Here is a 12,147-nt window from a genome sequence, read left to right as displayed (position 1 = left end):
AGCTAAAAGGAAGTAAAAAGGAGCATGGAAAACCTAAATTATCTGCAATGTAAAAAAGAGGACAACAACGCCCTCTTTCAATAACTGAAATTCCAATTGTCTTAATTGACAATGGTTTCCGTTTCGATATTATTCAAAATCAAGATATTCTTTTTCAAGTTCAAGAACTTCTTCCATCGTTGCACATTCTGTAAGAGCACGTTGAGCGAGTTCTTGCATCTTCTTCGTATCCAATTTCTTCATCAAGCTACGTGTACGAAGAACAGATGTTGCACTCATTGAGAACTCATCCAAACCGATACCAACTAGAAGTGGAACAGCAGTTTGATCGCCTGCCATTTCACCACACATACCAGCCCACTTACCTTCAGCGTGAGCAGCTTTGACCACTCGATCCACTAAGCGAAGGATAGAAGGATTGTATGGTTGGTAAAGATAGGATACTTGTTCATTCATACGGTCAGCAGCCATTGTGTATTGAATCAAGTCATTGGTACCAATTGAGAAGAAGTCAACTTCTTTTGCAAATTGGTCAGCGAGCATTGCTGCCGCTGGAATTTCAATCATGATACCAACTTGAATATTGTCCGCAACTGCCACACCTTCTGCAAGCAATTTAGCTTTTTCTTCTTCTAAAATGCCCTTTGCTGCACGGAATTCAGTCAACAAAGCAACCATTGGGAACATGATACGCAATTGTCCATGCACAGATGCACGCAACAGTGCACGTAATTGTGTGCGGAACATTGCATTGCCTGTTTCAGAAATAGAAATACGAAGAGCACGGAATCCAAGGAATGGATTCATTTCTTTTGGTAAATCAAAGTAAGGAAGTTCTTTGTCGCCACCGATGTCCATTGTACGGACAACAACTGGTTTGCCATTCATTCCTTCCAAGACAGCTTTGTAAGCTTCATATTGCTCATCTTCTGTTGGGAAATCTTGCGAATCCATATAAAGAAACTCAGTACGGTAAAGTCCGACAGCTTCAGCGCCATTAGCGTTGACACCTTCAACATCTTTTGGTGTACCGATGTTTGCAGCCAGTTCAAAATGTTTTCCGTCAGCTGTTACTGTTTCAGCATCTTTCAGCAAATCCCATTCAGCTTTTTGTTTTGCATAGGCTTCACCCGCTGCTTTAAAGGTTGCAACTTGTTCTTCTGTTGGATTGATAATAACCTCACCAGTAATTCCATTCACAGCAACTGTATCACCGTCTTTTACTAATTCGGTAATGTTATTTGTTCCAAGAACCGCAGCAATTTCAAGAGTACGAGCCATAATAGCTGAGTGACTTGTACGTCCACCAATATTGGTTACAAAAGCTTTAACAAAGTTTTTATCTAATTGAGCGGTATCAGAAGGAGTCAAGTCATGGGCAATCACAACCACTTCTTCATTGATCATAGCAGGGTTTGGCAAGCGTACACCAAGCAAGTGAGCCAACACACGTTTGGTCACGTCGCGAATATCTGCCGCACGTTCTTGCATGTATGGATTATCTTCCATATTTTCAAAGAGAGTGATGAACATGTCTGTTACTTCTTTCAGACCTGCTTCAGCATTCACTTTTTTTGCACGAATTGTTTCTTTAATCTGACCAATCATTTCTGGGTCAGAAAGTACCATTAAGTGAGCATCAAATACTTGAGCTGCTTCTTCTCCAAGGCTTTCTACTGCTTTCTCACGGATAACAGAAAGCTCGTTCTGTGAAGCTTCAAGAGCTACATCCAAACGAGCCTCTTCTGCATTTGTATCTTCGACTGAAGCAGTCTCAAATGATAAATCCGGTTGAACAAGTAGATATGCCTTAGCAACAGCAACACCATCAGATGCTGCAATTCCTTTTAGCATTTCTGTCATGTTAAGCCAATCCTTCTTTTGTCATTGTTTCTGCGATTGCTACAATTGCATCATCAGCGTCTGCACCTTCTGCAGTAATTGTTACATCAGCCCCTTGACCAACACCAAGGCTCATAACACCCATGATTGATTTGAGGTTTACTGATTTACCTTTGTATTCAAGAGTAATATCTGAAGCAAATTTGCTAGCAGTTTGAACTAACAAAGTTGCTGGACGTGCGTGAATACCTGTTTCTGCCACAATGTGGAAATCTTTAGAAGCCATAGTTTGACTCTCCTTTAATGTAATCTTTTTGGGGTCTCATGTGATAACCCTTACAATTCTAGATTATAACATCTTTGTAAAATTTTTTCAAGAATTTTATGTGTATTCAGCAAGTCTTTTTTATGAGAATTACTGAAATTTCATTAAAACGAGATTTTCACTGTCCAATTGATTGACACATTTTTAATCCATTGTTCCCTAAGGAAAGCTTAGTCTAACGAAGCCCAAAACAGGAGTTCATTCTATCTTTTTCTTTTTCCAAGAAAACACTATATCTAGTATCATGGTATTTAAAACCCCAAAACAAAACACAATATTTAGAACATAATAGTTGACAAAATTCCCTGCTTTGGATATACTAATTCCATACTGAATTTAAAGAAATTAGGAGTTCATTATGGTAACTATTTACTCAAAAAATAATTGTGTTCAATGTAAAATGACAAAACGCTTCTTAGACACTAACCATGTAGAATATCGTGAAATCAATTTGGACGAACAGCCTGAATACATCGATCATGTGAAAAGCTTAGGCTTTAATGCTGCTCCAGTCGTTCAAACTCCAACGGAAGCATTTTCCGGTTTTCAACCAGGTAAATTGAAAAAATTATCATAATTTATGACATGTACCTAATGGGAGAAATGGTTAAAACTGCGATAACTAGACAAGACCTTCTCCGTTCACTTTTTATACTCGGAAGAGTACCTTTGATGAAAACTTTATTTTCTTCGTTCACCACCTCAACAACTTTCAAAACTGTTGAGTAATTTTGTGGGGTGAGACTACGAACTAAAATTTTCAATTTTTAGTTCTTGCCCACCCCTCTTTCTTTTGCCAAATATCAAGCCTAACATTTAGAAAAGGAACAATATGGGACTTAAACAACTCGAAGACGTGACGTATTTCCGTCTGAATAACGAAATCAACCGTCCAATCAACGGACAGATTATGCTTCACAAAGATAAGGAAGCCTTGGAAGCATTCTTTAAAGAAAATGTTGAACCAAATACGAAAAAATTCTCTTCTATCACAGAAAAAATTCACTATTTAATTCAAGAAAACTATTTAGAAAAAGAATTCATCCAGCTTTATTCACCTGAATACATCGAAGAGCTAGCTTCCTTCATTCATGAGCAAGATTTCCACTTTAAATCTTTCATGGCAGCTTATAAATTCTACAATCAATACGCTCTCAAAACAAATGACGGCGAGTATTACCTTGAAAGCATGGAAGATCGTGTTCTATTTAACGCGCTCTATTTTGCCAACGGTAATGAAGCAATCGCCAAGGATATTGCCAATGAAATTATTCACCAGCGCTATCAACCGGCTACACCAAGCTTCCTCAATGCAGGACGTGCCCGTCGCGGTGAACTAGTTTCTTGCTTCCTCATCCAAGTAACAGATGATATGAACTCTATCGGCCGCTCCATTAACTCTGCTCTGCAGCTATCTCGGATTGGCGGTGGCGTTGGAATTTCCCTCAGTAACCTGCGGGAAGCGGGTGCCCCTATCAAAGGTTATGAAGGAGCTGCTTCTGGTGTGGTACCAGTTATGAAGCTCTTTGAAGACAGTTTTTCGTACTCTAATCAATTAGGCCAACGTCAGGGAGCTGGTGTTGTTTATCTTAATGTCTTTCACCCAGATATTATCGCTTTTCTTTCAACTAAGAAAGAGAATGCTGATGAAAAAGTACGGGTAAAAACCCTTTCTTTGGGCGTTGTCATTCCAGATAAATTTTATGAATTGGCTCGAAAGAACGAAGATATGTATCTCTTTAGCCCTTACTCTATCGAACGGGAATATGGCGTTCCATTTGCCTATATTGATATTACTGAAAAATACGACGAATTGGTTGCCAATCCTAAGATTAACAAAACAAAGATTAAAGCTCGTGATTTAGAAACTGAGATTTCCAAGTTGCAGCAGGAATCTGGCTATCCTTATGTAGTTAATATCGATACTGCTAATCGTGCTAATCCAGTAGACGGCAAGATTATCATGAGCAATCTCTGCTCCGAAATCCTGCAAGTCCAAGAACCAAGTCTCTTGAATGACGCTCAAGAATTCGTTCGTTTAGGAACGGATGTTTCTTGCAATCTTGGGTCGACCAATGTAGTCAATATGATGACTTCACCAGATTTCGGTAAGTCTATCCGTACCATGACGCGGGCGCTAACGTTTGTTACAGATAGCTCTCACATCAAAGCCGTTCCGACTATTGATCATGGCAATAGCTTAGCTCATACTTTTGGGCTAGGAGCCATGGGCTTACACAGTTATCTGGCTCAACAGTTGATTGAATATGGTTCAGCTGAATCTGTTGAGTTTACTAGTATTTACTTTATGCTCATGAATTATTGGACCCTTGTTGAATCCAATAATATTGCCCGCGAGCGTGGTATGACCTTCCACAACTTTGAAAAGTCTGATTATGCAAATGGTTTATACTTCGACAAATATGTGACTGGTGAATTTGTACCGAAATCTGACCGAGTTAAAAAACTCTTTGAAAATATCTTTATCCCTTCTGCTAAAGATTGGACTGAGCTACGCGAAAAAGTCATGACAGACGGTCTTTATCACCAAAATCGCTTAGCTGTTGCACCGAATGGCTCTATCAGCTATATCAATGATGTATCTGCTTCTATCCACCCTATTACGCAACGCATCGAAGAACGCCAAGAAAAGAAAATTGGAAAAATCTACTATCCAGCAGCTGGTCTATCAACTGAGACGATTCCTTACTACACCAGCGCTTATGATATGGACATGCGCAAGGTCATTGATGTCTATGCAGCAGCGACTGAGCACGTGGATCAAGGATTATCTCTGACCCTCTTTATGCGTAGCGACATTCCACAGGGACTCTACGAATGGAAAACTGAAAGCAAACAAACCACGCGCGACCTGTCTATCCTGCGCAACTATGCCTTTAACAAGGGCATTAAATCAATCTACTATGTCCGCACCTTTACAGATGATGGCGGCGAAGTTGGAGCGAATCAGTGTGAGAGCTGCGTGATTTAATATTATATTAGTACAACAACTGCTATGAAGCGAGATTTTTCTGTACTATATAAAGTTTCTAAAAGCCTTTCAGAACAATTTTAAACTATCTGTAAACGATAAAAATCAACTGGAATAAAAGAAAGTAATCAACATGAAAACCTATTACAAAGCCATAAATTGGAATGCCATTGAAGATGTCATTGATAAATCTACTTGGGAAAAACTGACCGAGCAATTCTGGCTCGATACACGAATCCCCCTCTCCAACGATTTGGATGACTGGAGAAAATTATCACCTGAAGAAAAAGACCTTGTTGGTAAGGTCTTTGGCGGATTAACATTATTGGATACGATGCAATCCCAATCAGGTGTTGAAGCTATCCGAGGGGATATTCGTACACCTCATGAAGAGGCTGTGTTGAATAACATCCAATTCATGGAGTCTGTTCATGCCAAATCGTATTCATCTATTTTCTCAACCCTTAACACGAAATCAGAAATTGACGAAATTTTTGAATGGACGAATACAAACCCTTATTTGCAAAAGAAAGCTGAAATTATCAATGAGATTTACCTCAATGGAAATGTTCTTGAAAAGAAGGTTGCCAGTGTCTTTCTGGAAACCTTCCTCTTCTACTCTGGTTTCTTTACTCCGCTCTACTATCTTGGAAATAACAAGTTGGCCAATGTAGCTGAAATCATCAAATTGATTATCCGTGATGAATCTGTCCACGGAACGTATATCGGTTATAAATTCCAATTAGGCTTTAACGAATTGCCAGAAGAAGAACAAGAAACTTTCCGAGAGTGGATGTACGACCTGCTCTACACCCTCTATGAAAACGAAGAAGGCTATACAGAAACTTTGTATGACGGCGTCGGATGGACGGAAGAAGTCAAAACTTTCCTTCGGTATAATGCTAATAAAGCTCTGATGAATCTTGGTCAAGACCCACTTTTCCCTGATACAGCTGATGACGTCAATCCGATTGTCATGAATGGTATTTCAACTGGAACCTCTAACCATGACTTCTTTTCTCAAGTCGGAAACGGTTATCTTCTTGGTGAAGTTGAAGCCATGCAAGATGATGATTATAATTACGGGTTATAAAATATCAATTAACAAAAATAACATCTAATAACACAAAAACACGAATGGGACATACCAACAATAAGTGGTACTACTCCTTTCGTGTTTTTGATTTTAAATTATGAATGATTTGCCATTTTTAAACCACTATTGAAACATCGTAAGCAGCATAACGAGAGCTGCTGGTGTGTTGTTTAAAATATGCACAGCTATTGAATCCTTGAGATTTCCTCGACGTGCAAAGGCAGCATAAAGCACTAATCCCATGGCAAAATAAAGTGGAAACTCTGTCCATTTTGAAATATGAGGAAGTGCAAAAATGATAGATGTTATGATGGCTGCTGATATTTTTTGATCTTTCTCAAAGAAAAAGATTGTCGCAAAACCACGGAATACTAATTCTTCAATCACCGGAGCTATTATTGCAACAGTTACTACATATAACAGAGCAAAAAAGATATGATTAACAGACATAATTTTTCCTAGACTTTGTAAAGCACTATCATTACTGGTCGTACTTTGCCCTGTTAAAAGGATATTTAGATAAGTTCCAACTACTGCTACTATTCTTGCCGCTAAAAAGAATAACAAGGCTTTTCCAAAATCTCCCCAAGAAAACGACAGAACTTTGACGTCTTTTGAGATGTGTGTTTGGTATCTTCTCCATAAAGTGCGGATAGCAAAAAACACGAGCACAAGGTAGGCTAACACCAGTAAAATTTCTATATACACGGGCAAATCTTGCCCTCTAGCTAGAAACAACATAGGAATGCCATTGATAGCCATGACTAACACAATCAGTCCCAATAATTTTAAAATTCCAAGTCCAAGATGGGCTATTTTTTTCATTAAAATGCTCCTCGTATAACTAGTTATGTTTCATAAGATTGGGACAGAACTTATCTTGAAAAATTTAAGTTCGTAGTTCCCTACATGCAAGACTGCTCAACAGTCTCCCTGACTGTTGAGGCGGTGGATAAAGAAAACAGAGTTTTCGTCAAAAGTGTTCTTTCTAGCTTGAAAAGCGAACAGGTTTGAGACTTGCTTCGCAAGCCCTATCCGCCACCTCAAAGCAATGCTTTGAGCAATCACCTACTGTGCTATTCGCTTATCACTAAATGAGATAGAGTCAGAGATACTTTTTGACCAGCCTTATTTAAAGTATTTCTTTATCATAGAAATATTTACTACATTGATGTAGAGGTGGATAAAGACCACGATTGCAATAGGAAGGTATTGAACTTCACGTAATAGAAGCGAAATAGTAAACAGGAGGATGTAGAACGCTGGCAAAATGAACTGATTTAACTGAAAAAGAATCTTAAAGCTCTGCTCATAATGTGCTTCTCTTTCTGCTTCATCATAGGTCTTCATCAAGGCTAAAACATCTTCAGGAAATGTAACGATTGGCAATTTAAAATGCCGAACCTGCTCAATTGTCTTTTGGAGACAATATTGTCCATATAGAATATGACTGCCTTTGAATTGTCCGACTAGACTGTAGTAAATAAATTGTCATGCAGAATAAAAGCAGATTGAGCACACGAATCATCCAACCCCAAAGTATGCTATTTAAAAAAGTTGGAAAATGGAAATTTCCTAGCCAACTACTTGCTACAAAAATTCCTAGCAAAACACTCACTACTAGTAAAACGCTAATTTTCATCCATTTTTTCATCGCTATTCTCCTTTAGATAAAATACATTTTCTGCGTTTTCGCCAAAAATATGTGCAATCTTCAAGGCAATGATAACAGACGGAGCATACTCTCCCCGCTCAATCAAACTGACGGTTTGTCGAGAAACTCCTGCTTTTCTGGCTAGTTCTGTTTGATTGATCCTATCTCTTGCTCGAAGTTCCTTGAGCCGATTTCTCAACTTCATATGCTCCTCTCCTTTCATCTCTATTGTAACTCATTCATGTCACTTTGACAACTATTATTGTCAAAAATAATATTATCATTGTCAATTTAATGTAGAAATTTATCCAATTCATATAAAAATCCCCCAAAGTTAGTTTTGTATCCAACTTTGAGGGAATTCTTCAACATGATGTTGATTTTCTTGCTTCAACTAGTCATTATTCTTTTTTGAACGTTTTGCTAAGATGAAGATGACAACTCCTAAAATGACAATTCCTACCAAACCGAGGAAGGTTACTTTTTCACCAGTTGACGGAAGGAAGCCACGTTTATTTTGTTTTGGCGTTTCTTTGACAACTTTGTAATTTACTTTGTAAGTAGAGAAGTGTGTTGTTTTAAAGCTAATCGTTTGATCTTTGTTGAGAACAAAATCAAATTTTTCCGCTTGCTTGCCGTCTTTCATAGCATAAACAGAATCCACCGTAGCACCTTGCTTCACTGGTACTGTCACTACTGTTGAACTGACTTGTGACACTGCTTCGCCTTTTGGATTGGTCAAGGTAATGTCATAGCTATCTGCGTTTTCTTCAATCGTCTTTTTAACTGCTAATTTGAGATTAGCTTTCACCAAATCTGCATTTTGCAAGCGAACCCCTGTGGCTGTATCCACTAAGGTATCAGAAGTTTCGCTTGGTTTAGGTTTTTCAGTATCTGATGAACTAGATGTAGACGTTTCATTTGTACTTGACGAAGATTGAGATGTAGACGAAGTGGAAGATGTGGTTGAAGATGACTCACTTGTACTTGAAGATGGTTCTAAGCTAGAGCTTGGTGGCGTTTGCTCATTTTTAATCTTTTCTTCCATTTCAGCTTCTAGAGCTTTCATTTCTTTGAAGACTTCCTCTGCACGCGCCATACTAGACGCAGTCACTTCTTCTGACGAAGCTCCACCTGCAGCTGCGTATTGTTCATCTAATTTGGCTTGTTCTTCAATCAATCGTGCTTCCAAAGCTTTCCATTTTTCCTGTACACTATTGCCAAATAATTTTTGGTATTTGGCCGCCATATCGTAAATGTGTGACGCAACCCAGTACCAAGAATCTTTGTCATATTTCGTTGTATCAACTTGATAAGCAGCATAAGTATTGTTGATATTTCCATAGTATGGCAAGTATGGTGCAAATCGAGGACTACCGACAGAAAGCCACATTGTGCCACCACCCATGCTAGCAGGGATATTATCTTTCAATTGGAAAATGTGTGCTTCCATTACGTTTGGGTTGCCAAGCGGATATTTATAGACTGGATCTACTTTTCCACGTTGAGGAATGCCTTTACCGTCTAATTCCATTTGGTCTAGTGGTTTGAATTGCGTTCCTTCAAAACGATTCCGCTGCATCCGCATCACATCTGCAACACTGATTTTCTTATTGCTAGATTGCAACAAATCAAAATATTTATCATCATAATTGACTGGTGCGTCTGGATTCAAAGCCTTAATACCTGCCCAAGCACGCGAACGATCTGCCTCTGACATTGGTGGATTATAAGATTGGGAAATATGGAATTTACCATCAATCTCCTTGTAAGAATTAGCATCACGCGCTACTTTTTCCACATTTTCTGAAGCAATGACATTTTCCTTGTCATTAAAATCAACACTTCCTAAGAAGAAAGTATTAGGGAAAACACTATATTTATCATCGGGATATTTAATGGCAACATATTGGTGGCCAGAGAGGATTTCCATGTACCAAACACCCGTCTTATCCGCAATTGTCACGATATTGCCTTCAGCAGCACCTTGCTTTTTGACAATCTCCGCGATGAGTTCCACACCTTCACGAGCCGTTTTTACATGTGGTAAAACGACTGTAGTCATAATAGACTCTGCTAAGCCTTTTTCAACATAAGGATCAACTTTTTGAATAGCTTTATTTGCTTTTGCAGAAACAGTGGCTGATATAGATACTCCATGTTCATTGAAGCCTACTTCGTCAAAAATACCTTCTTTTGGCGTGACGTCTGAAACCGAAGTGTATTTATAACTCCGAGCAGGTAACTGCCATTCAAAACCATTGGCTTCATCAATCAGCTTTGCACCTGCTTTATTGTCCTTAGCTGGATGGACTTTATAGACTTTATTATGATGAGGCTCCAAATCCTCTGTACGACCATACAAAGTCGAACCATCTGCTGTCAAGTTCTTCCCAACAATAAAACCTGTACAAGCTTCAACTGCTTGGAAAGGAAAGAGAATGAGAGCAGATAATAAAATTGTTAAACGAAAAATCAATTTTTTCATATATTTCTCCTTTTATCATTGCATGTTGAATACATCAACTTTTTATAAATAAGAGCAATGCACACTCTTATCACCTTTTTAAAACCGTATACCTTAAATTTAGTATACTATTTTAAATCTATTTTAGCAAGCGCTTTCATGTATAATTTATGTATTGATTATTCTTTTTGTCCTAACATTTACAATAAAAAACCAGAAAATCATTCCTGGGTACATCGTTCATATTGTGAAATCTTTTGCAGTATTTTTTGGTAATCACTTGCTTCTAAATGATAAGTTAATTCCTCTGGGCTGTAGAAATTTTTTCTCAAAAAGAAATCGCTCGGTAATTCTAATCCTAAAGTATCCAAAACAGTCTGAGAAAATATTGTATAGGCAAATCCAATAGCTGTGATAACATTCTTATCTTTTACAACTGGCTGATGGAGCATATTTTCTTTTTCCAAAAAAGAAAAATAGTCTACTAACTCCATATATAAACCGCCTGTATAATATCGATTTCTCAATAAACCAGCTTTTCCCAAAAACATAGGTGACGAAGAAATGGCAGCTACTATTGTTCGCTTGATATCTACATTTTTCAAAAAAGAGATGAGTCTAGAATCATAGAGACTAACAAAAGGCTCCTGTGTACCTGGCAATATGATACAATCATACACTACACCTTGAACTTCTTTAAAAGTAAAATCCGGAATAACTTGTAATCCTTCTTCACTTGTATAAATTTTCTTTTCTGAAGCAAGATAGTCCAAAGACTGCCCAAAAGAAAGACAAAGAATGGATGTCAAAGTTGTGATTTCCTGCAATGAGCACGCTGGATACAGTAAAACTGCTATTTTCATAGAGGCTCCTTTTAGAAACATAGATCAAATGTTTGCTACACTTGCTTTGCCAGATATACAAATTCCATTTCATTCTGTACGATTGCTGCTATCCAGATAGGCGTATAGTTATCATCCTTTATAAGAGATTTGATTTTCTATGCTTTTCAGGATCCCAAACAAAGCTTGCGATAAAACTAAAAACAAATGTCAACAAGCCAACAACAAGGGATAGTAAGAGGGCAATCAAACGTGGCAACAGCAATAATATATTCGGACTTTTTTTCACTTCAAGAGCTGCTACTTCTGCATCTAAACGATCAAATTCTGTCTGAATACGACGGGCGACTTCTTCTAGGCCTTCATCATTCATCTTTTTGATGTCTGAAATATCAATCGGCTGGCCAAAATCCATGTCCACACGCTCACCTTTTGCTAAACCTTTCAGGCTCATCGGTCCGACATAAACGGCCGGAAGAATCCGTACCTTTGCCATTTTGGCAATCAAAGCTACTCCTCCTTTAACATCCTTAGAATGACGGCTGCCACTTGGAAACATAATCAACGAGCGGTTGCTTGATTTCAGCATTTTTACAGGGTATTTGATAGCGGATGCTCCAGGATTTTCACGGTCAATCGGAAAAGCACCACACATCCGAATCCACCAACCAAAAACGCGATTCGTGAATAATTCTTTTTTTGCCATAAAAATAAATTGCTTGGGTCTTGTAGCGAAAGCCATATAAACAGGATCCCACCAGGTACGGTGCGGTGCTACCAAAATATAATTTTCCTCTTGGTCAGGAATATTCTCCAGATGATGTAAATGAGCATTACCATTTATAGCCCATAAAATCAACATCACCAATCTTCTCAAATATCTATAAAACATAGGCTCTCCCTTCTTATCCTTTTCATTATACCTTATC

The 12,147-nt window shown here is 38.2% G+C and carries 12 protein-coding genes; 3 read left to right on the top strand and 9 right to left on the bottom strand.

The window, feature by feature from the left end; translation table 11 throughout:
- Positions 1 to 129: 129 nt before the first annotated feature.
- Both ptsP and ANG_RS04030 read right to left on the bottom strand, forming a co-directional pair.
- Positions 130 to 1,863, bottom strand: a complete 1,734-nt coding sequence (gene ptsP, locus ANG_RS04035) for a phosphoenolpyruvate--protein phosphotransferase (RefSeq protein ID WP_003036105.1) — start codon at positions 1,861 to 1,863, stop codon at positions 130 to 132.
- Between the two features lies 1 nt (position 1,864).
- Positions 1,865 to 2,128: a phosphocarrier protein HPr gene (locus ANG_RS04030; RefSeq protein ID WP_003023815.1), complete on the bottom strand. Its 264-nt coding sequence runs from the start codon at positions 2,126 to 2,128 to the stop codon at positions 1,865 to 1,867.
- Positions 2,129 to 2,525: 397 nt separating this feature from the next.
- On the opposite strand from ANG_RS04030, the gene nrdH reads away from it, so the two are divergent.
- The 3 genes from nrdH to nrdF all read left to right on the top strand — a co-directional run bounded on the left by nrdH (position 2,526) and on the right by nrdF (position 6,252).
- Positions 2,526 to 2,744, top strand: a complete 219-nt coding sequence (nrdH, locus tag ANG_RS04025) for a glutaredoxin-like protein NrdH (protein WP_003023812.1) — start codon at positions 2,526 to 2,528, stop codon at positions 2,742 to 2,744.
- A 255-nt stretch (positions 2,745 to 2,999) separates the two neighbouring features.
- Positions 3,000 to 5,159: a class 1b ribonucleoside-diphosphate reductase subunit alpha gene (gene nrdE, locus ANG_RS04020; RefSeq protein ID WP_003036220.1), complete on the top strand. Its 2,160-nt coding sequence runs from the start codon at positions 3,000 to 3,002 to the stop codon at positions 5,157 to 5,159.
- Between the two features lie 133 nt (positions 5,160 to 5,292).
- Entirely contained in the window at positions 5,293 to 6,252 is a 960-nt protein-coding gene (nrdF, locus tag ANG_RS04015) for a class 1b ribonucleoside-diphosphate reductase subunit beta (protein WP_020999760.1), read from the top strand.
- Positions 6,253 to 6,378: 126 nt separating this feature from the next.
- Here nrdF and ANG_RS04010 read toward each other — a convergent pair whose 3' ends face one another.
- The 7 genes from ANG_RS04010 to ANG_RS03980 form a co-directional block, all read right to left on the bottom strand.
- Positions 6,379 to 7,080, bottom strand: a complete 702-nt coding sequence (locus tag ANG_RS04010; RefSeq protein WP_003036245.1) for a CPBP family intramembrane glutamic endopeptidase — start codon at positions 7,078 to 7,080, stop codon at positions 6,379 to 6,381.
- Positions 7,081 to 7,383: 303 nt separating this feature from the next.
- Positions 7,384 to 7,644 carry a DUF3169 family protein gene (locus ANG_RS11375; protein WP_003031914.1) on the bottom strand — a complete coding sequence of 87 codons (261 nt, stop codon included), beginning with the start codon at positions 7,642 to 7,644 and terminating at the stop codon, positions 7,384 to 7,386.
- Between the two features lie 19 nt (positions 7,645 to 7,663).
- On the bottom strand, positions 7,664 to 7,909 hold the full coding sequence (locus ANG_RS11370; RefSeq protein ID WP_003036190.1) for a hypothetical protein: 246 nt from the start codon (positions 7,907 to 7,909) through the stop codon (positions 7,664 to 7,666).
- Positions 7,887 to 8,114 (bottom strand): helix-turn-helix transcriptional regulator, encoded by a 228-nt coding sequence (locus ANG_RS03995; protein ID WP_003035899.1) that lies wholly within the window; start codon positions 8,112 to 8,114, stop codon positions 7,887 to 7,889. Before ANG_RS03995 ends, ANG_RS11370 begins: the two co-directional genes overlap by 23 nt.
- Positions 8,115 to 8,303: 189 nt before the next feature.
- Complete coding sequence (locus tag ANG_RS03990; protein ID WP_003036139.1) at positions 8,304 to 10,397, bottom strand: C69 family dipeptidase; 2,094 nt, start codon at positions 10,395 to 10,397, stop codon at positions 8,304 to 8,306.
- Positions 10,398 to 10,597: 200 nt separating this feature from the next.
- A complete protein-coding gene (locus tag ANG_RS03985; RefSeq protein ID WP_003036193.1) occupies positions 10,598 to 11,239 on the bottom strand; it encodes a DJ-1/PfpI family protein in 642 nt (213 codons plus the stop codon).
- A 118-nt stretch (positions 11,240 to 11,357) separates the two neighbouring features.
- A complete protein-coding gene (locus ANG_RS03980) occupies positions 11,358 to 12,110 on the bottom strand; it encodes a lysophospholipid acyltransferase family protein (protein ID WP_003036023.1) in 753 nt (250 codons plus the stop codon).
- Between the last annotated feature and the right edge of the window lie 37 nt (positions 12,111 to 12,147).

It is taken from the genome of Streptococcus anginosus subsp. whileyi MAS624 (assembly GCF_000478925.1).
Lineage (GTDB): Bacteria > Bacillota > Bacilli > Lactobacillales > Streptococcaceae > Streptococcus > Streptococcus whileyi.
The sequence above is the reverse complement of the archived record's forward strand: the minus strand, read 5'-3'. Positions and strand labels throughout refer to the sequence as shown.

Bases quoted from the DNA above. Each gene is read 5' to 3' on its own strand.
- ptsP (WP_003036105.1), bottom strand. From the start codon at position 1,863: ATGACAGAAATGCTAAAAGGAATTGCAGCATCTGATGGTGTTGCTGTT.
- ANG_RS04030 (WP_003023815.1), bottom strand. From the start codon at position 2,128: ATGGCTTCTAAAGATTTCCACATTGTGGCAGAAACAGGTATTCACGCA.
- nrdH (WP_003023812.1), top strand. From the start codon at position 2,526: ATGGTAACTATTTACTCAAAAAATAATTGTGTTCAATGTAAAATGACA.
- nrdE (WP_003036220.1), top strand. From the start codon at position 3,000: ATGGGACTTAAACAACTCGAAGACGTGACGTATTTCCGTCTGAATAAC.
- nrdF (WP_020999760.1), top strand. From the start codon at position 5,293: ATGAAAACCTATTACAAAGCCATAAATTGGAATGCCATTGAAGATGTC.
- ANG_RS04010 (WP_003036245.1), bottom strand. From the start codon at position 7,080: ATGAAAAAAATAGCCCATCTTGGACTTGGAATTTTAAAATTATTGGGA.
- ANG_RS11370 (WP_003036190.1), bottom strand. From the start codon at position 7,909: ATGAAAAAATGGATGAAAATTAGCGTTTTACTAGTAGTGAGTGTTTTG.
- ANG_RS03995 (WP_003035899.1), bottom strand. From the start codon at position 8,114: ATGAAGTTGAGAAATCGGCTCAAGGAACTTCGAGCAAGAGATAGGATC.
- ANG_RS03990 (WP_003036139.1), bottom strand. From the start codon at position 10,397: ATGAAAAAATTGATTTTTCGTTTAACAATTTTATTATCTGCTCTCATT.
- ANG_RS03985 (WP_003036193.1), bottom strand. From the start codon at position 11,239: ATGAAAATAGCAGTTTTACTGTATCCAGCGTGCTCATTGCAGGAAATC.
- ANG_RS03980 (WP_003036023.1), bottom strand. From the start codon at position 12,110: ATGTTTTATAGATATTTGAGAAGATTGGTGATGTTGATTTTATGGGCT.